Source organism: Enterobacter asburiae, from assembly GCF_007035645.1.
Classification (GTDB): Bacteria; Pseudomonadota; Gammaproteobacteria; order Enterobacterales; family Enterobacteriaceae; genus Enterobacter; species Enterobacter asburiae_B.
The window spans coordinates 2,367,566-2,388,501 of record NZ_AP019632.1; the positions used below are offsets into that span (position 1 = coordinate 2,367,566).

The 20,936-nt window shown below is 57.8% G+C and carries 23 protein-coding genes; 11 read left to right on the forward strand and 12 right to left on the reverse strand.

Going from position 1 to position 20,936, the window contains the following annotated elements; translation table 11 throughout:
- Positions 1-36: 36 nt before the first annotated feature.
- On the reverse strand, positions 37-231 hold the full coding sequence (locus FOY96_RS11190) for a hypothetical protein (RefSeq protein ID WP_269473788.1): 195 nt from the start codon (positions 229-231) through the stop codon (positions 37-39).
- On the opposite strand from FOY96_RS11190, the gene FOY96_RS11195 reads away from it, so the two are divergent.
- From FOY96_RS11195 to FOY96_RS11220, 6 genes are all read left to right on the forward strand, one after another.
- A complete protein-coding gene (locus FOY96_RS11195; protein WP_269473741.1) occupies positions 179-733 on the forward strand; it encodes an SDR family NAD(P)-dependent oxidoreductase in 555 nt (184 codons plus the stop codon). The genes FOY96_RS11190 and FOY96_RS11195 overlap by 53 nt on opposite strands.
- A gap of 208 nt (positions 734-941) precedes the next feature.
- On the forward strand, positions 942-1,556 hold the full coding sequence (locus FOY96_RS11200; protein ID WP_143347059.1) for a TetR/AcrR family transcriptional regulator: 615 nt from the start codon (positions 942-944) through the stop codon (positions 1,554-1,556).
- 74 nt (positions 1,557-1,630) lie between these two features.
- Positions 1,631-2,740, forward strand: a complete 1,110-nt coding sequence (locus FOY96_RS11205) for an efflux RND transporter periplasmic adaptor subunit (protein WP_143347060.1) — start codon at positions 1,631-1,633, stop codon at positions 2,738-2,740.
- Positions 2,737-5,826, forward strand: a complete 3,090-nt coding sequence (locus FOY96_RS11210; protein ID WP_143347061.1) for an efflux RND transporter permease subunit — start codon at positions 2,737-2,739, stop codon at positions 5,824-5,826. Before FOY96_RS11205 ends, FOY96_RS11210 begins: the two co-directional genes overlap by 4 nt.
- 34 nt (positions 5,827-5,860) lie before the next feature.
- A complete protein-coding gene (locus FOY96_RS11215) occupies positions 5,861-6,454 on the forward strand; it encodes a TetR/AcrR family transcriptional regulator (protein WP_023335591.1) in 594 nt (197 codons plus the stop codon).
- 73 nt (positions 6,455-6,527) lie between these two features.
- A complete protein-coding gene (locus FOY96_RS11220) occupies positions 6,528-7,127 on the forward strand; it encodes an NAD(P)H-dependent oxidoreductase (protein WP_143347062.1) in 600 nt (199 codons plus the stop codon).
- 129 nt (positions 7,128-7,256) lie between these two features.
- Here FOY96_RS11220 and FOY96_RS11225 read toward each other — a convergent pair whose 3' ends face one another.
- Both FOY96_RS11225 and FOY96_RS11230 read right to left on the reverse strand, forming a co-directional pair.
- On the reverse strand, positions 7,257-7,559 hold the full coding sequence (locus FOY96_RS11225) for a hypothetical protein (protein WP_033145442.1): 303 nt from the start codon (positions 7,557-7,559) through the stop codon (positions 7,257-7,259).
- Positions 7,560-7,602: 43 nt separating this feature from the next.
- Positions 7,603-8,079, reverse strand: a complete 477-nt coding sequence (locus tag FOY96_RS11230; RefSeq protein WP_033145441.1) for a WbuC family cupin fold metalloprotein — start codon at positions 8,077-8,079, stop codon at positions 7,603-7,605.
- Between the two features lie 265 nt (positions 8,080-8,344).
- Here FOY96_RS11230 and FOY96_RS11235 point away from each other — a divergent pair, with 265 nt between their 5' ends.
- Positions 8,345-8,815: a hypothetical protein gene (locus FOY96_RS11235; RefSeq protein ID WP_143347063.1), complete on the forward strand. Its 471-nt coding sequence runs from the start codon at positions 8,345-8,347 to the stop codon at positions 8,813-8,815.
- Positions 8,816-8,862: 47 nt separating this feature from the next.
- Here the strand turns inward: FOY96_RS11235 and FOY96_RS11240 are convergent, their stop codons facing one another.
- Both FOY96_RS11240 and FOY96_RS11245 read right to left on the reverse strand, forming a co-directional pair.
- Entirely contained in the window at positions 8,863-9,786 is a 924-nt protein-coding gene (locus FOY96_RS11240) for a LysR substrate-binding domain-containing protein (RefSeq protein WP_143347064.1), read from the reverse strand.
- Between the two features lie 24 nt (positions 9,787-9,810).
- On the reverse strand, positions 9,811-10,347 hold the full coding sequence (locus FOY96_RS11245) for a MarR family winged helix-turn-helix transcriptional regulator (protein ID WP_143347065.1): 537 nt from the start codon (positions 10,345-10,347) through the stop codon (positions 9,811-9,813).
- 129 nt (positions 10,348-10,476) lie between these two features.
- On the opposite strand from FOY96_RS11245, the gene FOY96_RS11250 reads away from it, so the two are divergent.
- The 3 genes from FOY96_RS11250 (at position 10,477) to FOY96_RS11260 (ending at position 12,907) form a co-directional block, all read left to right on the forward strand.
- Complete coding sequence (locus FOY96_RS11250) at positions 10,477-11,637, forward strand: MFS transporter (protein WP_143347066.1); 1,161 nt, start codon at positions 10,477-10,479, stop codon at positions 11,635-11,637.
- 82 nt (positions 11,638-11,719) lie between these two features.
- Positions 11,720-12,157, forward strand: coding sequence for a VOC family protein (locus FOY96_RS11255; protein ID WP_112778035.1), 438 nt, complete (start codon positions 11,720-11,722; stop codon positions 12,155-12,157).
- Between the two features lie 243 nt (positions 12,158-12,400).
- Positions 12,401-12,907, forward strand: coding sequence for a P-loop nucleotide/nucleoside kinase family protein (locus FOY96_RS11260; protein WP_143347067.1), 507 nt, complete (start codon positions 12,401-12,403; stop codon positions 12,905-12,907).
- A gap of 166 nt (positions 12,908-13,073) precedes the next feature.
- Here the strand turns inward: FOY96_RS11260 and FOY96_RS11265 are convergent, their stop codons facing one another.
- Complete coding sequence (locus FOY96_RS11265) at positions 13,074-13,556, reverse strand: glutathione peroxidase (protein WP_143347068.1); 483 nt, start codon at positions 13,554-13,556, stop codon at positions 13,074-13,076.
- Positions 13,557-13,693: 137 nt separating this feature from the next.
- Here FOY96_RS11265 and FOY96_RS11270 point away from each other — a divergent pair, with 137 nt between their 5' ends.
- Entirely contained in the window at positions 13,694-14,965 is a 1,272-nt protein-coding gene (locus FOY96_RS11270) for a serine hydrolase domain-containing protein (protein WP_143347069.1), read from the forward strand.
- Here the strand turns inward: FOY96_RS11270 and paaY are convergent.
- The 6 genes from paaY to paaH all read right to left on the reverse strand — a co-directional run bounded on the left by paaY (position 14,874) and on the right by paaH (position 20,936).
- Positions 14,874-15,470 (reverse strand): phenylacetic acid degradation protein PaaY, encoded by a 597-nt coding sequence (paaY, locus tag FOY96_RS11275; RefSeq protein WP_045888537.1) that lies wholly within the window; start codon positions 15,468-15,470, stop codon positions 14,874-14,876. The genes FOY96_RS11270 and paaY overlap by 92 nt on opposite strands.
- A 9-nt stretch (positions 15,471-15,479) precedes the next feature.
- Positions 15,480-16,415 carry a phenylacetic acid degradation operon negative regulatory protein PaaX gene (paaX, locus tag FOY96_RS11280; RefSeq protein WP_033145431.1) on the reverse strand — a complete coding sequence of 312 codons (936 nt, stop codon included), beginning with the start codon at positions 16,413-16,415 and terminating at the stop codon, positions 15,480-15,482.
- 135 nt (positions 16,416-16,550) lie between these two features.
- Positions 16,551-17,867, reverse strand: a complete 1,317-nt coding sequence (gene paaK / locus FOY96_RS11285) for a phenylacetate--CoA ligase PaaK (RefSeq protein ID WP_045888536.1) — start codon at positions 17,865-17,867, stop codon at positions 16,551-16,553.
- A 27-nt stretch (positions 17,868-17,894) separates the two neighbouring features.
- Positions 17,895-19,100 (reverse strand): 3-oxoadipyl-CoA thiolase, encoded by a 1,206-nt coding sequence (gene pcaF / locus FOY96_RS11290; RefSeq protein WP_143347070.1) that lies wholly within the window; start codon positions 19,098-19,100, stop codon positions 17,895-17,897.
- On the reverse strand, positions 19,100-19,522 hold the full coding sequence (gene paaI, locus FOY96_RS11295) for a hydroxyphenylacetyl-CoA thioesterase PaaI (RefSeq protein WP_047061748.1): 423 nt from the start codon (positions 19,520-19,522) through the stop codon (positions 19,100-19,102). The genes pcaF and paaI overlap by 1 nt, the downstream gene beginning before the upstream one ends.
- Entirely contained in the window at positions 19,512-20,936 is a 1,425-nt protein-coding gene (paaH, locus tag FOY96_RS11300) for a 3-hydroxyacyl-CoA dehydrogenase PaaH (RefSeq protein WP_143347071.1), read from the reverse strand. The genes paaI and paaH overlap by 11 nt, the downstream gene beginning before the upstream one ends.

A 20,936-nucleotide genomic window follows, 5' to 3' on the forward strand; every position in this document is an offset into this window, starting at 1 on the left:
GGCCGCATCGGTTTTGCGGCCTCCTCTCACCCGGCGTCAAAACGTGTCGACACAAGGCTGACCGACCTTATTAAGGGCGTTTTTCAACCTGGCTCTGAGTTCAATTAACGCCGCTTCTTTCTCTTCAAGCTGCTGCAGCTTGCGGCGCAGTGAAGCCTGTTTTTGCTCAGCGGTAAATTTGTCGTCAACCCAGACAGCCAAAATTCTGATCAATTGCGCCGGCTTCGCCACCTACGGGCCATTCGAAAAGCTGTCGATCGACAGGCAGCGTGATGAGATAAACGTAAACTGCATGGCCCCCGTGGAGCTGACTCACGCCTTGCTGCCGGGAATGCTGCAGCAGGGCTCCGGGGTAATTATTAACGTTGCCTCAACCGCCGCGATGCAGCCGGATCCCTATATGGCGATTTATGGCGCAACCAAAGCATTTCTGCTCTCGTTTTCGAACGCGCTGTGGGGAGAGTATCGCTCCAGGGGCATCCGCGTCCTGGCGCTTTGCCCCGGCGCAACGGATACGGCCTTTTTTGATGTGGTGAATGCAGAGGAGGCCTCGGTAGGGAAAAGAATGCCCGCGCACAAGGTGGTCACCCTGGCGTTGAAGGCCGTGGAGAGTAACCGTAACTACCTGATTACCGGATGCGGTAACTGGCTTCTGGGGCAGCTACACCGGTTCGTGACGCGCAGGCGTCTGGTGCTTATCGTTGAAAAAATATTGCGTCCGCGCTCGGCTTAAGCAAAAACGGCCCTGTTCAGCGCAAGGGAGTTGCGCTGAAATCCTCGCTTATCGCAGGCAGATAGATGCCATAGTGCACGAAAAACAGTGATACACTTACCCCACCTGGTTGATCGTCCCGTCTGAAGGGCGCATGATGAATGACGGTAACCAAATCTCAAAATGGTCACTCGTTGTTAATCGTAGCCTGTCACGCTAAGCTTAAATAATGACTAAAAATATGAATCCCCCATCATCACGTGGTCCCCTTGACCACGCTGTCAGAGAGCAAATCGTCGAAGCGGCTTTTGAGCACTTCGGCCACTACGGCTATGAAAAAACCACCGTCGCCGAACTGGCTAAATCCATCGGCTTTTCAAAGTCCTACATTTATAAGTTTTTCGATTCCAAACAGGCTATCGGCGAGGTGATCTGCGCTAACCGCCTGGAGCTGATCATGGCGGCAGTGCTTTCCGCCATCAAGGATGCGCCGTCAGCAAGCGAAAAATTACGCCGCCTTTTCAAAGCGCTCACCGAGGCGGGAAGCGAGCTGTTTTTCCACGACCGTAAGCTATACGACATCGCCGCCGTCGCCGCGCAGGAGCAGTGGCCTTCCACGCAAAAGTACAGTGAAAGCCTGATGAAGCTGATCGAGAGCATCATTATCGAAGGCAGGCAGGCCGGCGAGTTTGAAAGAAAAACGCCGCTGGATGAAGTCACCTGTGCCGTCTACATGGTGATGTGCCCTTACATTAACCCCGTTCAGCTACAGTACAACCTCGAAATGGCTCCCACCGCGGCGGTGCTTCTCTCTTCACTGATTTTAAGAAGCCTGGCCCCCTAATTTGTGACCATTGACAATTTTGGTCACTAGTCAGAGAATGCGGATACCGTCCTGTTACGTCAAAAAGGTTTCCCATGCTCAGGCTCACTTCAGCCCGCGTTGCCGTTTGTCTCCTGCCGTTTGCCCTGGTGGCGTGCGGCGATATTTCCGCGAGTGACGATCCGCGCACCAAGCCACCGCTCGTCAGATCCGCCTCCGTCGAGCTTGCGAACAATAACGCCCGCGCCTTCACGGGCGTGGTGGTAGCAAGAACGCAAAGCGATTTAGGTTTCAGGGTTCAGGGAAAAATCCTTGAGCGGCTGGTCGATACGGGCCAGACCGTCAAACAGGGCCAGCCCCTGCTGCGCCTGGATCCGCTTGACCTGAAGTTACAGGCTCAGGCGCAGCAGCGCGCGGTAGATGCGGCCCAGGCGCGCGCGCGAAAAGCCACCAGCGATGAGGCGCGCTATCGCGGTCTTGTGGCGTCCGGCGCGGTGTCTGCCTCGGAGTATGACCAGATCAAAGCGGCGGCCGATACGGCCAGGGCCGATCTCAGCGCCGCCCGGGCGCAGGCCAGCGTGGCGCAAAACGCCACGGGCTATGCCGTGCTGCTGGCGGATTCGGACGGCGTGGTCATGGAGACGCTCGCCGAGCCGGGTCAGGTCGTCAGCGCCGGACAGGTGGCGATCAGGCTCGCCAGAGCGGGACAGCGTGAAGCGCTCGTCCAGCTTCCGGAAACGCTGCGCCCTGCCGTCGGCAGCGAAGCGCAGGCCACGCTGTATGGCAATGAAAAACATCCGGTCACCGCAACGCTGCGCCTGCTGTCTGATTCGGCCGATGCCGCGACCCGCACGTATGAAGCCCGCTACGTGCTGGATGGCCTGCTGGCGAACGCGCCGCTGGGGGCAACCGTCACGCTGAACATTCAGGACAATAAAGCGGAAGGTCAGGTCATGCAGGTCCCGCTGGCTTCACTCTATGATGCAGGAAAAGGTCCCGGCGTCTGGCGTATTTCCGCCCAGCCGGCAAAGGTTGCATGGACGCCCGTCAGGGTGCTGAGCGTGGGTGAAGATGCGGCGCAGGTCACGGGCGGCGTGAAGCCCGGTGAGAAGATTGTTGCGTTAGGCGCCCATCTTCTGCACGAAGGTGAGGTCGTCAGGCTTGCTAAGCAGCGCAATGCCGCCCTGGCGGAGAACACACCATGAGCGGAAGCCGCTTTAACCTGTCGGCGCTGGCCGTCCGCGAACGTTCCGTCACGCTGTTTCTGATCGTTCTGGTCACGATTGCCGGAATTTACGCCTTCTTTGGGCTCGGGCGGGCGGAAGATCCGCCCTTCACGGTAAAGCAAATGACGGTGATAACCGTCTGGCCGGGCGCCACCGCGCAGGAAATTCAGGATCAGGTCGCCGAGCCGCTGGAAAAGCGCCTGCAGGAACTCAAATGGTACGACCGTACCGAAACCTATACCCGTCCCGGCATGGCGTTTATCACGTTGTCATTGCAGGACAAGACCCCGCCAGCCGAAGTGCAGGAGGAGTTCTATCAGGCGCGGAAGAAGCTTGGAGATGAATCTCAGCGTCTTCCGGCGGGCGTCATCGGCCCGATGATCAATGACGAATTCTCGGATGTCACCTTTGCCCTCTTTGCCCTGAAAGCGAAAGGCGAACCGCAGCGGCAGCTGGTACGCGATGCCGAAGGCCTGCGCCAGCAGCTCCTGCACGTTCCCGGCGTGAAGAAAGTGAACATTATCGGCGAACAGGCCGAGCGGATTTACATCTCCTTCTCCCACGACCGTCTGGCGACGATAGGGCTCTCACCCCAGGACATTTTCAACGCCCTCAACAGCCAGAACGCTTTAGCCGCGGCGGGCTCCATTGAGACCCGAGGCGCGCAGATTTTTATCCGCCTGGACGGCGCGTTCGATGAACTGCAGAAAATCCGCGATACGCCTTTTGTGGCTCAGGGCAAAACGCTCAAGCTGTCCGATGTGGCAACGGTTGAGCGAGGCTACGAAGATCCCCCGACGATGCTGATACGCAATCAGCATGAGCCCGCCCTTCTGCTGGGCATCGTGATGCGTGAAGGCTGGAACGGTCTGGCGCTGGGGAAAGCGCTGGATGCGGAAACGGCAAAAATAAATGATAGCCTGCCGCTTGGCATGTCCCTGACCAAAGTTACCGACCAGTCCGTGAATATTCGCTCGTCGGTCGATGAGTTCATGATCAAATTCTTCGTCGCCCTGCTTGTGGTCATGGTGGTGTGTTTTGTCAGCATGGGCTGGCGCGTGGGTGTTGTCGTTGCGGCGGCGGTACCGCTGACGCTGGCTGTCGTTTTCGTGGTGATGGAAGCCGCGGGGATAAACTTTGACCGCGTTACGCTGGGCTCCCTGATCCTCGCCCTCGGCCTGCTGGTTGATGATGCCATTATCGCCATCGAAATGATGGTGGTGAAAATGGAGGAAGGTTACGACAGAATCAAAGCCTCGGCCTTCGCCTGGAGCCATACCGCCGCGCCCATGCTGGCCGGTACCCTGGTGACGGCCATTGGCTTTATGCCGAATGGTTTTGCCCAGTCGACCGCAGGGGAATACACCAGCAATATGTTCTGGATCGTCGGCCTCGCCCTGATTGCCTCGTGGTTTGTCGCGGTGGTGTTCACGCCCTATCTTGGGGTGAAGATCCTGCCGGCGATCCCTAAAGTGGAAGGGGGTCATGCCGCCATCTATAACACGCCTCGCTATAACCGTTTTCGCCAGCTGCTTGCCCGCGTTATCGCCAGAAAATGGCGGGTGGCCGGCTCGGTGGTCGCCATTTTCATCGTGGCCGTGCTCGGCATGGGCCTGGTAAAAAAACAATTTTTCCCAACCTCCGACCGCCCGGAAGTACTGGTTGAGGTGCAGATGCCCTACGGTACCTCGATTGAGCAAACCAGCACCGCCACCGCAAAAATCGAAGCGTGGCTGGGCCAGCAGCCTGAAGCCAAAATTGTCACGGCCTATATTGGTCAGGGTTCACCCCGTTTTTATCTGGCGATGGCGCCAGAACTGCCCGACCCGTCTTTTGCGAAAATAGTGATCCTGACGGACAGCGAGACGTCACGCGAGGCGCTCAAGCTCCGGCTGAGAGACGCTGTCGCCAACGGCCTTGCCCCCGAAGCGCGCGTGCGGGTAACGCAGCTGGTGTTTGGCCCGTACTCGCCCTTCCCGGTTGCCTGGCGCGTGTCGGGGCCGGATGTCGAACAGGTGCATGACATCGCTGACCGGGTGAAAGCCGTGCTTCAGGCGAGCCCGATGATGAGAACCGTCAACACCGACTGGGGGTCGCGCGTTCCCGTCCTGCATTTCACTCTCGATCAAAACCGCCTGCAGGCGACCGGCTTAACCTCCAGTGCCGTTGCCGATCAGCTTCAGTTTCTGCTCTCAGGCGTGCCTGTCACCTCCGTGCGGGAAGATATTCGCTCGGTTGAGGTCATTGGCCGCGCGGCGGGAGATATCCGTCTTGACCCGGCCAAAATCGAGGGTTTCACCCTTGTCGGCAATGCGGGACAGCGCGTTCCGCTGTCTCAAATCGGCAAGATTGAGATCGGTATGGAAGATCCGATCCTGCGCCGTCGCGATCGCACCCCGACGATTACCGTGCGGGGCGATATCGCTAACCATCTTCAGCCACCGGATGTGTCGGTCGCCGTCATGAAGCAGCTCCAGCCGATTGTTGACGCGCTGCCGGCCGGATACCGTATCGACATGGCGGGTTCGATTGAGGAATCGGGCAAAGCCACGCAGGCCATGATCCCGCTGTTTCCGATCATGATTGCCCTGACGCTGCTGATCATCATTTTGCAGGTGCGCTCAATCTCGGCGATGGTGATGGTGTTCTTAACCGCGCCGCTGGGGCTGATTGGCGTGGTGCCCGTGCTGTTGATTTTCAATCAGCCGTTTGGCATCAACGCGCTGGTCGGCTTGATCGCCCTTTCCGGCATTCTGATGCGCAATACGCTGATCCTGATCGGTCAAATCGATCATAACCAGAAGGAGGGCCTCGAGCCGTTCCAGGCGGTGGTTGAAGCGACGGTCCAGCGCGCACGCCCTGTCCTTCTGACCGCCATGGCCGCCGTGCTGGCGTTTATTCCCCTGACGCATTCGGTGTTCTGGGGCACGCTGGCCTACACGCTGATAGGCGGAACGCTGGGCGGGACGATCGTCACGCTCGTCTTCCTGCCCGCGATGTATGCGATCTGGTTCCGGATCCGCCCTGCGGAACAACGCGTGCAGCACCCTGCAGAAAACGTGTAAACTACCATGAGTAGATAACACTTCTGAGGAAAGCATGGTTGTTAAGCGCTTAAGAAAAGAGGACCGCCGCGTGCAGCTGCTGGAGGTTGCGCGCGGAATCGTTCGTCAGCAAGGCACGGAGGCGCTGACCCTTGGCTACCTGGCCGAACGAGCCAACGTGACCAAGCCTATCCCCTACGACCACTTTGGCGATCGTGAAGGGCTGCTGATGGCGCTGTATCAGGATTATAGCGACCGGCAGTTGGCGAAGTTCCGCGAGACGCTGGCGGTCGACAGCAAAACGCTGGAAAAGACGATCCGCTTTTTCAGCGCCGCCTATATCGACTGCGCCATTAGTGCCGGGCCGGAGACCGGCCCAATCGCCGCGGCGCTGTCCGGATCCCACGCGCTGCAGACGTTTCGTGAGGCATGCGTGGCCGAATGCGCCGACTGCCTGCGTACCGCGCTTTCCCCGTTCGTTGCGCTGAAAGGCGTTCAGGGAGAAGCGGTACTGACGGCCATCATTGGCGCGGCGGACGCGCTCAGCACCGCCGCGGGCAACGGCGTGCTCGCCCGGAACGTGGCGGAAGATACGCTCAGCGGCGCCATGACCGGCGTGCTGGAGACCTACGTGAATAGCACAAAATGATCGCTGGGGGCGGATTGACACCTAAGTTACCAATAGTAATATAGGCGTCAGTTCTCACCCATTCGAGGTCGCTATGTCTGCTACAAATGCCATTAATAACGCACTGATCGTGACGGCTCATCCTGTCGACAATTCGTTATCCCATTCGCTGGCAGCCCGTATTGCCGGAAAATTACGCGAGCAAGGTACGCAGGTTGAGATTGCCGATCTGCATGCTGAAGGGTTTAATCCGGCGATGACCCGCGCCGATCTCGATTTGTATCACGGCGATCCGAGCGCCCTTCCCGACGATATTCTGCGCGAGCAGCAGCGCGTCGAGCGAGCGGATATGCTGGTGTTTGTCTTCCCCGTGTACTGGTGGTCGGTCCCCGCGCTGTTGAAAGGCTGGTTCGATCGCGTATTAACCCTGAACTGGGCGTATAAGGTGGCCGACGATGGCCGGATTGTGGGCAGCTTACGCGACGTTCCTGTCCGCCTGATCGCCACCGGCGGCAGCGATCTCACCGGATTCGACAAACACGGCTATTCGACGGCGATTCAGACGCAGATAATCGAAGGCGTGTTTGGCTTCTGCGGGTTGAAGAACGTTAAGCTCGATATCCTTTACCAGGCAGACACGGCGACGCCTGAGCAGGTAGAGGATTTCCTGCAGGGGCTAGAGGGCCTTAAATAATACCGGCTATTCAGTCACAGCAAAGGCGCGCCTCCTTCGCCAGAAGGAAGCGCGTGTCTCGTTATCACCTACCACCGTCAGGGGCGATCTTTTAATCCTGCTGGCTAACCGGAACTCTCTTTCCAGCGATTATTCAAAAAATAACGAGAAAAGGCCAATCGCCATCACTACGCTCATAATCACCTGAATCAGAATAATAAAAAAAGCGACCCCACCCAAGACTGTGATTTTTCGACGCAGAATGAAAGTAATGCCGGAAAGTACAGCACTGAACAGAATGGCTTTAAGGATATAGGAAAGCGGAACCATTGCCGGGTGACCGGTATGCACTCCAGCAAGCCCAATGAGACCCAGCAGAAAACCTCCGCAGAATCCCCATCCCCAGAAAGTCATCGGTAAGCTCATCTGCCCCGCGACTAATCTTTTCAACATACGCACATCCTTTTTGTGATTATTTTTATCAAAATTCACCGGTTTACAGGGTAAAACCCCCGTCACCCACCTGCGCCTGGGCGTACCATTTCATCAGCTCCGCGCAACCGGGCGCGTTCTCAGCCGGTGACCATTGGGCGGTATCGTGCTCCGGAACAGGCTGATAGCCGCCGTGTTTTACCTCGAAAATGACGCCGCCTTTATCCAGCGACAGCACGGCATGCCAGGTACCGGCATCCATCTCCAGCACTTTGCAGTCTTCACCTAACACCACGCGCTGGGTCACGTTACCGCCGTCATCAAAATTCAACACCAGAAAGCGACCGCTCAAAGCCGTCAGCAGTTCAAACGTGTGCGGGTGGCGATGAGGGCGAACATAGGTACCAGGCTCCATCGCGATAGCCAGGCGCTGTACCGGGTCGCTCAGCTCGGGATGTAAATTGCGGTGCGCGCGTAAGCGAGGAGAATTGGCAGCCTGCTCGCTTTGTTGCTGCAGGTCACTGAACGTAATTTGTTTCATATACACCTTTGTGAATGGAGTCAGCGGACGGCAACCCTTTAGCCGCACGACGTTATACCATTCTGGACGGTCGATGAGCGATGGCATTTGTGAAACAAATCGCTGCAGCGTGAGGATGCGCGCGATCGCCCCCAAAGCGCAACGTTGAGTAAAACTCACATTGATTCCCAGTATTTATCGTTTTTAAAAATTGACGCACCTGAAATACCATCCATTCACCCCTGGGATAGAAAAATAAATAATACTAAGCCTGTATGGAGCACCTATGACACTCGATGTTTTATTCCCTGTATTGAATATTATCTCGCCTCATAAATTTAGCGCCCAAACAAATGTGCATGAGTTGATTACGTTACTTTCAGCAGAAAAGGAAAGCTCAGAAGCGCTATCGCCCTTCATCCATCGACTGCATCTTTTGGCTTTCGCCCAAAGCAATCCGGGTAACGCCGAAGAGTTGCTCTCAGCGCATTTACCAAAAGAGGATGGGATCCTTCCGCTGCTGGACTTTGCGGACTGGCCAAAGGTGCGTTACGCCGCGTCAGGCGAAGCTCAGACGCGTGAATCGCAGGAGTATTTCCGTGATATGACCTCGGCTGCCAATCTGTTACGCACTGCGCTGATCGACGCCGAGCGAGCAAAGGGAACGCCTGCGCTTTATATTCTGGATAAATTACTCAACCTGAACAGCGCCCTGCCGGAGCGATATAAACAGATGGCGAATATTCCCTACGCATAAATATGTTCTATATGCGGAATATCCTTCACTAAATATTCCGCTATTTATTAAACCCGATTTTCATTGTAATCAAGACAGACGATATCCAACGAAGGCAGCACCGGCGCATTAAGGTTAAGCCACGCCAGCAACCGTTCAATACTCTGTCTTCTGAGCGAATTTTTCGGCCAGACGAGGTAGTAGCCATCGCCGGTTGCGATAGCTTCCCTGAAGGGTAGCGCGAGCAGGCCGCTTTTCAGCGCGTCGAGCGTGAGGCGGAGGTCGGCCATCGTCACGCCGTGACCGTGCATGGCGGCCAGGCTTCCCTGCTCCAGGGTGTCGAACACGATTCCACGACTCACGTCGAGCCCTGGGAATGACCCGGTTCTTTTCAGCCATCGCTTCCAGTCCCGTCTGTCCGGAGAGGGATGGATAATATCGCACTGCGCAAGCTGATGCCGGGCTGAATCAAGCAAAGACGGGGTACAAACCGGAATGAGCCATTCACTGAAGAGCAGCCTGCTTTCCGTAGACTCGCCGAAATAGCCATTACCGAGCAGGATCGCACAATCGTAGGGCTCACGGCTGAAGTCAACGGTGTCGAAGTCCATCCAGACGCTGGCAATTTCAATTTTTGGCTTAGCGTGGTTCTCGCGAAAGGATTTAAGCACATTCAGCAGCCACCGCATCGTCAGGGTGCTGGGGGCTTTGAGGCGCAGAAGGTGGTTTTCGCTTCTGAATGCGCGACAGGCCCACTCAATATTCGAGAAACTTTCGCTGAGCTGTCCGGCCAGAATACGTCCGGCATCACTGACCTCCACTCGCGGCCCCTGGCGTTTAAAGAGCTCACAGTCGAACCACTGTTCAAGCGTCCGGACATGCCTGCTGACCGCGCCCGGCGTGATATTCAGTGCTTCAGCCGCTTTGCTGAAGGAGTTCAGCCGCGCGGCAACTTCAAAAGCGCGCAGCGCATACAGTGGTGGTAAAGACATACATTCCCTTTCTGTGAGGTTTAGCTATGCAGTTTTTGTATTATCGGCACTCTGTGACTTGTCGCTCAGGTCCTCAGACGGGAACGTCATCAGCAGCTCCCTGAGCAGGGACTCAAGCTGCGCGCGCTGCGCGTCAGATAAGTTGCTCAGCAGCGCATTTTGCGTTTGTGTATGGACGATCAGCGCCTGTTCGATGCGCTCCTGCCCGTGCGGCGTCAGGCTTACGAGGGTGCTGCGCTTGTCATCCGGATCGGCAATTCGCCTGATAAGCCCAAGCTGTTCGAGATGGCTGAGCCGGTTCGTCATCGCCCCTGAGGTTACCAACAGCGATTTATAGAGCTGCGTGGGGGAAAGGCAGTACGGCTCACCGGCGCGACGCAGCGTGGCGAGCACGTCAAACTCGCCCTCGCGAAAGCCAAACTGCGCCATCGCCTGCGCCCATTCTTTTCCCAGATGCTTCATCAGCCGGAGCATTCGGCCAAAAATTTTCATCGACGAGGCGTCCAGCTCCGGCATGGCGCGGCTCCACTGGCCGACAACGAAGTCTACGTGATCTTGCATTTTCACCCCTGATGGCGTGCGAATTTATCCTGTTGTGCGGTACATCTTACGCAAAAACATATTTTATCTTAATGTTAAGATAAATGCTCGTGCGATTTGCCCGGGCCATTCACAACCGAAAAGGACTCCATGTTGAAACGCACGTCGCCTTTACTCTTCGCCGTTATCGCTTTTATCGTCGGGCTGAACCTGCGCCCCATTCTGGCTTCTGTCGGACCGCTGTTTTCCGTGCTGCAGCGCGAAGCAGGGCTGACCGCTACGCAATTCAGCCTGCTAACCACCCTGCCGGTCGCGATGATGGGGCTTGCCGCCCTGTGTGGCCCCTGGCTTTTAGCCCGAGTCGGCGCCGTACGGGGAATTATGTTTGGGCTCTTTATCCTGCTTGCGGCCTGTTTGCTGCGCGGTTTTAGCGCCTCGCCGGAGAGTCTTATGGGCACCGCGCTACTGGGCGGGGCCAGTATAGGCACGATCCAGGCGTTAATGCCTGCCCTGATTAAAAAGGAATATACGCAAACGTCCAGCACGGTAATGTCGCTTTTCAGCACGGGCATTATGGCCGGTGCGGCAGTCGCCGCCGCCAGCGCCGAGCCGTTATTTTCATGGCTGACGCTGAAGCCCACGCTGGCAATGGCCGGGCTGTTAGCGCTGCTGGCGCTGATACTGTGGTTAACCCTGGTTAAGCATCCTCAAGGGGAAAAAACAGCACGCGAAACCGTTACGCTCTCGTCCTCTCGCACAGGGCTACTGTTGCTCTTTTTCGGCGTGGGAACGGGCGCCTACACGCTGGTATTGGCCTGGCTGCCCCCGCTCTATATTCAGGCGGGATGGTCCGCACGCAGCAGCGGCTACATGCTGGCCTGGCTGACGTTGACCGAGGTTGTCGCCGGGTTTGCCGTCTCCGCGCTGATCGGTAAATTCCCCGATCGTCGCGTACCGCTGATTGCCGTTTTGCTGTTGCTGCTGGCAGGATTACTGTGTCTGGTCTTTGCGCCGGGTACGACGCCTGTATTATCCACGTTGCTGCTTGGCACCGGGATCGGCGCCCTCTTCCCGCTGTCGCTCATCGTCACGTTCGATCATGCGCGAACGCCCGCGCAGGCCGGGAAGTTGCTGTCTAAAGTTCAGGGAGGCGGATACACGATCGCCGCGCTTATGCCGTTAATTGCGGGGATCGTTCGCGACAGTTCGGTCTCGCTGACCAGCGCATGGCTGATCATGAGTGCGGGAGTCGTGCTGCTGATCGTTATCGCGCTGAATTTTAAACCCGTCGTGGACGTGCAGGCACGGTGAATGCGATACCAGAATTAAGGGTCGTATTTCCGCCGTTCGTAAGATAAATTCAGGGTGAATTTCACCTCATTCAGGAGTGGATATGCCGCAGACGTTACCGGAAATTGATGTCTTGTTCGTCGCCGGGTTCGGACCCATTTCGCGGGATACGGAGTCCAGCAGCGCGTTTTATGTTCAGACACTCGGCCTTCCGCTGAAGCCGATGGAGGGGAATACCGATTATCTGCTCACTGAGGAGGATCAGCTGGAAGGCGTGAAGCATTTCGCCGTCTGGCCGCTCGCACAGGCGGCTGCATCCTGTTTTGGAGAGGAAAAGTGGCCAGTTGAGCACCCGATACCGCAGGGATGGGTTGAGTATGAGGTTCAGGATCTGGACTCGGCTACCCGCGTTCTAAGTGAAAAAGGCTATCGGCTGCTGGTAGCTAACCGTTTGGAACCGTGGGGGCAAACCGTCACTCGCCTGCTCAGCCCGGAAGGCTTGCTTACCGGGCTGACGATTACGCCGTGGCTGCGGGGATAAATGGTTTTTGGAAAGCAGCATAGTAGGGGGAAACGCCTGCTTTGAGCGAACAGTGGGCGTACCCTTATGCTATTTACACCAACGGTGTGAGTCTTTTTCTGTTAAGTTGAATGACGATGAAAACACACTCAGTCCTAACCTATTCAATGATTATTATCACCTGTCTGACTCAGGTGGGATAACGTTCGCCATTTTCCCGCCGGTAAGGCGGGCCTTACCGGTAACAATTCAGTGAGGTAAAGAATGGACTCAAATGCAGTAACGACGCCTGAAAAACCTGTCTTGCACTTGTTATGTGGAAAAATTGCATCCGGAAAATCCACATTGTCAGCAAAATTAGGATCATCACCTGGGACTGTAATTGTCAGCGAGGATCGCTGGCTGGCTGCCCTCTTTACCAATGAAATGCAATCCATATCTGATTATGTACAGTATTCATTAAGACTAAGAAATGCCATGAAGCCTCATCTGGTTTCACTACTCAAAGCTGGTTTATCAGTAGTTCTTGATTTCCCGGCAAACACACAAACAAATCGTGAATGGATGATGAGCATTATTAAGGAGTCAGGTGCCAGTAATCAGCTGCACTATCTGAAAGTTTCTGATGAAGTATGTAAATCCCGCTTGCGCGCCCGTAATGCAGAAGGCGTGCATGAATTTTCTGCCTCAGACCAACAATTTGACATCATAACGCGCTATTTCGAAGAGCCAACGGCTGATGAAGGGTTTGATATTATCGAATACTGCTAAATTTACCTTCCTGCACAAAAGCCGCCAGTTGGCGGCTTCTTTATTTTCCATCTCATACGCTTATAAAAGGGTACTACAGCGAACTAAAAGTCCGCTCCTGGCACAAAGCGGACATCGGGTATTCCGGAAGTGCCCGACTCATGGTTAATTCCATTCACCAAAACTCTCACCTCCCCAAAGCCTCGACAATCACCCTCTCCATTTTCTCTGGCGTGGTCACCGGAGCAAAACGCTTGAGTGGTTTACCGTCGCGGCCGATCAGAAACTTAGTAAAGTTCCACTTGATCCGCCCTCCCAGCACGCCGGGCAATTCGTTTTTCAGATAACGAAACAGCGGGTGCGCTGCGTTACCGTTAACTTCTACCTTCTCAAACATCGGGAAGCTCACGCCGTAGTTGATGTGACAGGTTTTCGAGATTTCGTCGGCGCCGCCGGGTTCCTGTTTACCGAACTGGTTGCAGGGGAAGCCCAGCACCACTAGTCCTTGATCGGCGTATTTCTTGTATAGCGCTTCAAGGCCCGCATATTGCGGCGTAAAGCCACACTGGCTGGCGGTATTGACGACCAAAACCACCTTTCCCGCATAGTCGGCCATTGAGATAAGGCGGCCATCTAGGCGGGTGGCGGTAAGTTGATAAAAGCGAGTCATACTGAAATCCCTCAAGGCTGGCCGAAAAGTCACGGTGACCATCAACAGGGCCGCCGCCGTTTAGAAAGTTTACATTCAGGCAGGCTATTTGTGATACATTCCTGGCGCGCCAATGACCACCACACTCGCTATCAGGTATGCAGAACATAACAAAAAAAATTCGCTGGCTTCTGCTTACTCTCCCACTCCTCAGCGGTTGTGGCACGCTCTCACAGATGTCCTCCCCGGAAGGTACTCAGGAACTTCTCACCCATGATTCGCTGGATGGCGACGTTGACAGCGTGGTGCGTCACTATATGGCGCAAAAATCCGTTCCCGGGATGACGGTCGCGGTGATCCATAATCACGGCTCGCCGCAGTTTTACACATGGGGCGTAACCGATGCGGTCAATCGCTATCCGGTCAGGTCCGACACCCTGTTTGCGCTCGGCTCGCTCAGCAAAGGGATCACGGCGGAAGTGGTGGCTTGTCTGGTGAATGAAGGGCAACTGAACTGGAACGATAACCTGGCGACATTGCTACCGCCGGGGACGCCGCTTAGCGCGGATGCACAAAAAATCACCCTGCTTGAACTGGTAACCCACACCTCCGGCCTGCCGCGTCAGAATATGGATGTTCCGATGCTTGGGAAATTCATCGGCTATTTAAGCACGGGCGAAAATTTTTATAGCGAGCTGGACAGCGATAACGTGCTGCGCTACCTCGCCGACTGGCGGGCGCCAAAGAATAAAGTGCCGCAATATTCCAATACCGGCTACGCCCTGATCGGCTATATCCTGAAGCACAAGACCGGCGAAGATATCCAGAGTTTAGCCTCACGCTATATTTTCCGTCCGCTGCAAATGGCTAACAGCAGCTTTATTCCCCAGCAGCTCAAAGGCTACCCGCAGCGGGCGCTCGGCCACGCGGGCGATCAGCCGAAATTCATCCCGCGCGGGCAGCTCACCCCGGACTGGCATTTTTCCAACAACATGGTGGCGGCAGCGAGCTTGTACAGCAACGCCGAAGATCTGGCGGCCTATGCCCGCTATCACGTCTCAACGACCCACAATCCCCTGCTGGACAATGTCTTTGCCGAAGTGAGAAATACCGATATTCAACGCCCTGACGGAGTGCAGGGTATTGCCTGGACCACCGACTTTATCGGTCTGGAAAAAATCACCTATCAGGTCGGCTATATCGGCGGTTACTCCAGCTTTATCGGCTATGACAAAGAAAAAGGCAATGCGGTGGTGGTGCTGCAAAATACCTTTAACTGGAGTAATTACATTGGCATCGCGCTGTTGATGGATATGGCGAAAAAAGACGGTCTGAGCCCTACACCGCCGACTTCGGCCTTAAGTTCTCATCAAACGCCAGCCGTTTCCGGTCAGGCTCAACGTCTCGCAGCGGCTCCACCTGGTGCATAGTTAGCTTGCAGCGCTCCACCAGCACCTGATACTCCCGCGTGCCCTGCTGCTTCCACGCCAGCTCCTGTTCGCTGAGTTCGCGAATCGCTTTGGCCGGGCTGCCGATAATCAAATGGTTGGCGGGCATCTCCGCTTTCGCCTTCACGAACGCCGCCGCGCCGACGATGCTGTTTTCACCGATGACCGCCCCGTCCATCACCACCGCGTTCATGCCCACCAGCGCATTGCGGCGGATCACGCAGCCGTGGAGAATAGCGCTGTGGCCGATATGCCCGTCCTCTTCCACCACCGTGTCCTGCTCCGGGAAGCCGTGCATCACACAGTTATCCTGAATGTTGGCACCGTCTTTCACCACGATACGGCCAAAATCACCGCGCAGGCTGGCGTTAGGACCGACGTAAACGCCTTTGCCCAGAATCACGTCGCCAATCAGCACCGCCGTCGGGTGAACATAGCTCTCGTCCGGCACGACCGGCGTCAGACCGTCAATTTGATAAACTGGCATCTTCACTCCTTATGCGCTTGTAAGACCACCAAAGCGTTGATAGTAGAGCGTGCCGGGCACGGGCAACTCGCCCACGGAGGTTTCGCCCTTCTCGCTGACAAACGCCAGCGCCCCCGGCGCGACACGCTGATAGATGTTAATGCAGAGCTGTCGGGCGCTTTGCCCCGCCCAGTGCGCGGGCAGCAACTCTTCCGGCAGCAGCGGATCTTTCAGCACCACGCGACGATAAAAGTGAATCAGCAGCAGCTGGATCTGGAAACAGCGTTCCGGCGTCAGCTCCTCCGGCGCGGCCTCTTTCAACAGCGGCAGCAGCGGGCGGAATGAATCGATGAACGTCTCGTACATCGCGTTTTGCTCGGTTAACTGCCAGCACTCCTCCACCCGCGAACGCAGCGCGGCACGGGAGAGCGCCAGCGGCGAGTGGGCTTCAAAGAAAATCACGTTTTCCGCCACGCCGGCATCGTGAAGCAGGGACTGCACGTCCGCCAGATGCTGCGACGGCGAGGCCATCAGGCTCGGCGCCAGCGTGCCAAACCCCTGCCAGATCAGCTGTTTTTTGACGTCGGCAAGGGTGGTTTTATCCAGACCTTCGGAGAGCAGCAACAGCCATTTGCCGTCCCAGGCGGGCAGTTCCGCGCGGTAAATCTTATTCTCCGCGCGACGCGTCAGGCGAAGCCCCTTATCGCTCAGGCGGTAAAAGCTGCGACGCCCGATGCGGGAAACGTCCAGCCAGCCCTCTTTGTTGAGGCGAAACAGCGCGGTGCGCACGAAGCGCTCGCCAAACCCCATGCCTTCCAGCAGGGCGGCCAGGCTACCGAGCCAAATCTCACCGCCGCGATGGGAAAGCGCGTCACCGTATAACGAGGAGATAAGCGAGGTCCCGCTGACGGGAACGGAGCTGACCGCGTGCTGGATAAAGGCGTCGAGTTTATTCATGTGATTCATTCTGTTGTTATTTTTGTCCTGGATGAATCATAGCATAGGATTTTGGGGTTTCCCCCTCACCCTAACCCTCTCCCAAAGGGAGAGGGAACTGTTTACACCCTCTCCCTTTGGGAGAAGGCCGGGGTGAGGGAAAACTTAGCCGTTGGCCGCAGCTTTACGCAGGTCAAACACCCGGCAGGCTTTGCCCTCCGAGCGCGGGATGCTGCCGCAGTTAACAATCATTACGTCGGTGGAAATCCCCACCATCGACTTAATGCGGTGGCGAAGCTGGTGGCACACCTGGCAACGCTGCTCATGGGTCAGCGTGAGGCTACTCTCTTTCAGCTCGACCTTCACGGAAAGTGAATCAAGATGCCCGCGACGGTTCACCTCCAGCTGATAGTGCGGAGAAAGGTGTTCGAACTTGACGATCTCCTCTTCCAGCTGCGACGGGAAGACGTTGACGCCGCGGATGATCAGCATATCGTCACTGCGCCCGCTGATGCGGTCCATGCGGCGCATGCTGCGCGCGGTGGCCGGGAGCAGACGCGTTAGATCGCGGGTGCGGTAGCGGATCACCGGCAGCGCCTCTTTGGTCAGCGTGGTGAACAGCAGTTCGCCCTGCTGGCCGTCATCCAGCGGCGTGCCGTCGTTCGGGTTGACGATCTCCGGGTAGAAGTGATCTTCCCAGATGGTCGGGCCGTCGACGGTTTCGATACACTCCATCGCCACGCCCGGCCCCATCACTTCGGAGAGGCCATAGATATCCAGCGCGGTAATGCCCAAGCGTTTTTCGATTTCGCGACGCATGGCCTGCGTCCACGGCTCGGCGCCGAAGACGCCCACGCGCAGGGAACAGCCGCTGGCATCGCCGCCCATCTGGCGCTCCAGCTCCTCAATCAGGTTGAGGCAGTAGGACGGCGTCACCATGATCATGTCCGGCTGGAAATCACGGATCAGCTGCGCCTGTTTCTCCGTCTGGCCGCCGGACATCGGGATCACCGTCGCGCCTAAACGCTCGGCGCCGTAGTGCGCCCCCAGCCCGCCGGTAAACAGGCCGTAGCCATACGCCACGTGAATTTTGTCCTTCGCGCTGCCGCCCGCGGCGCGCAGGGAGCGGGCCACCAGATTGGCCCAGTTGTCGATGTCGCCCTGCGTGTAGCCGACAACGGTCGGTTTGCCGGTGGTGCCGGATGAGGCGTGAATACGCACCACCTGCTCCATCGGCACGGCAAAGGTATCGAACGGATAGTTATCCCGCAGGTCCTGCTTGGTGGTGCACGGGAATTTACGGATATCCGCCAGCTCGTTGAAATCGTCAGGGTGAACGCCCGCCGCGTCAAACTTGCGTTTGTACATCGGCACGTTGTTGTAGGCGTGATGCAGCGTCCATTTCAGACGCTCGGTCTGCAGCGCCTGTAGCTCGTCAAGGGAGGCCGTTTCAATCGGATCAAGCTTTGTTGTATTTGTCATTGTAGGGTACTCACATTGTTTTTATGCTCAAACACGCTCAAGGATCATGGCAATGCCCTGACCCACACCGATGCACATCGTACACAGCGCGTAGCGCCCGCCGCGTCGGTGCAGTTCGTTGCTCGCGGCCAGCGCCAGTCTGGCACCGCTCATGCCCAGCGGGTGGCCCAGCGCAATCGCGCCACCGTTCGGGTTGACGTGCGCGGCATCATCCGGCAGGCCTAACTGACGCAGCACGCCCAGCGCCTGCGAGGCGAAAGCTTCGTTAAGCTCGACAACGTCCATATCGTTAATGCTGAGTCCGGCGCGTTCCAGCACCTTGCGGGTCGCAGGGACCGGGCCGAGCCCCATCAGACGAGGCTCCACGCCCGCCGTCGCCATCGCCACGATCCGCGTGCGCGGGACCAATCCCTGCGCCAGCGCCATCTTCTCGCTGGCGACGATCAGCGCCGCAGCGCCGTCGTTGACGCCGGAGGCATTCCCCGCCGTAACCACCCCGTTCTTACGAAACGGCGTTTTTAGCCCGGCGAGCTGTTCGAGCGTGGTGTCCGCGCGCGGATGTTCATCCACGCAGAACTCAGTGACCGCCCCTTTTTTGCCCGGCACCGGTACCGACACAATCTCCTGCGCCAGAATGCCGTTCTGCTGCGCCTGCGCGGTACGCTGCTGGCTGCGCAGCGCGAATGCGTCCTGATCGGCACGGCTGATATTTAACAATTCAGCTACATTCTCTGCCGTTTCCGGCATACTGTCAGTTCCGAATTGCTGATGCATGAGCGGATTCACAAATCGCCAGCCGATAGTGGTATCAAAGATTTCCGCCTGACGCTGAAACGCGGCGGTGGCTTTGCCCATCACAAACGGCGCGCGCGACATCGACTCCACGCCGCCCGCAATCAGCAGCTCGCCATCGCCCGCCTTAATGGCGCGGGCAGCAAACCCAATCGCGTCCAGACCCGACCCGCACAGGCGGTTAATGGTGGTTCCGGACACCGTCTGCGGCAGCCCGGCGAGCAGGGACGACATGCGCGCTACGTTGCGGTTATCTTCCCCCGCCTGGTTAGCGCAGCCGAAAATCACATCGTCGATCCGCCCGAGGTCGAGCTGGGGATAGCGGGCCAGCAGCGCGCGCAGCGGCACGGCACCGAGATCGTCGGTCCGGACTGCGGCAAGCGCGCCGCCGTAGCGACCCACCGGGGTTCGAACGCCATCACAAATAAATGCGTCACGCATCAGGCCTCTCCTGTCACGCTGCCGCCGATGCGGTGAGATTTCCCGCGAAAAAGGGCGACGGTTTTCTGTTGTTGGTTCTGGATTTCAATGTCATACACGCCGGTCAGCTTGCCCTGATGCATCACCCGCGCGGTGGCGGTGAGCGTGTCCCCGGCAAAGCCCGGACGCAGAAAATCAATCGAGCAGCCTGAGGCTACCGCCGCCAGCCCCTGGCTGTTGCAGGCGTAGGCAAAGGCGGTGTCTGCCAGCGAAAAAAGCTGTCCGCCGTGGCAGGTTTCATGGCCGTTCAGCATCTGCGGGGTGATGGTCATGGTCACCACCGCGTAGCCCTCGTCCATGTCGACAATGTCCATCCCCATCGCCTGCGCGCAGGCGTCTCGTTCGTACATCGCGCGGGCGTTATGCCAGGCGTTATGACTCATAGCTACTCTCCAGAAGCGCGCGCTGGCGCAGCAGGGAACAGGGGCGATAGCGCTCTTCGCCGTAATGACGCTGCAGGTTCTCCAGCAGCGTCAGCAGGCGCTGCCAGCCCAGCCGCTCGCCCCAGGCGATCGGCCCGCTCGGGTAGTTCACGCCCAGACGCATGGCTGTATCGATGTCCTTCTCGCTGGCGACCCCTTTTTGCAGGGCATCCAGCGCTTCGTTGGCAATCATCGCCAGCGTGCGCCAGACCAGCAGGCCGGGATAATCGGCAATTTGCACCACCCGGTTACCCTGCTGCTGCAGGTAGCGGATGGCCTTTTGCGTCGCGGTGTGCGGGTTGCTGGCGGCCGCCGCAATCACCGCCACGTCGCGCTCAATGCGGTCCACCACCACCACCGGGCCGTTGAGCCGCAGCGCCAGCGCCTGAGCGGTTTCGCCCTGCGTTTCGATCAGGTACACATCATCAATTTCGGTGACACCGTCACGTCTTCTTTCCACGCGCATCGGGCTGTAGCTGTCGTTCACGGCTGGCACCCACTGCACGTCGGGTTTGTCACCCTGCCAGTCGTAGACGCCCTTCCCGCTCTTTTTGCCCAGCCTTCCTGCCAGCACCAGCTCCTGCTGCACCAGCGAAGGCAGAAAACGACGCTCCTGCCAGAAGGCGTTAAATACCGAGCAGGTCACCGCGAAATTCACGTCCTGACCAATCATGTCGGTCAGCTCCAGCGGCCCCATCGGGAAACCGCCGCCGTCGCGCAGGGCGGCATCAATCACCTCCGGCGGCGCGACCTGCTCTTCCAGCGCGCGCCAGGCTTCGGAATAAAACGGACGCGCGACGCGGTTGACGATGAACCCCGGCGTTGACTGGCAGCGAACGGGCTGTTTGCCCCAGTTCAGCGCCAGCTCGCACAGCGCGTCGGCCACTTCCGGAGAGGTCGCCAGCCCGCTGACCACCTCCACCAGCTTCATCACCGGCGCCGGGTTGAAGAAGTGCAGCCCTGCGACGCGCTCCGGGTGGTGGACGTCCGCAGCAATCGCCGTAACGGAGATGGAAGAGGTATTGCTGGTCAGCACCGTTTGCGGCGGGCAGATCTCAGCCAACTGAGCAAACAGCGCCTTTTTCACCTCCAGACGCTCGGAGGCCGCTTCTATGACCAGATCGGCCGCGGCGAGCGCCTCGATATCGGTGACCGGAAGCAGCCGGGCGAGGATCTGGCTCCCGGCATCGGCGGAGAGTTTTCCGCGCGTCACCCGGGAGGCCAGACGCTGGCGGATCCCGTCGATGGCGCGCGATATCGCATCGCTGGAGATGTCGTAGATCAGCACCTGATGCCCATGGCTGGCCGCGACTTCGGCAATCCCTGCGCCCATGGTGCCGCTGCCAATCACGGCGACAGTCCGTATGTTCAGCAT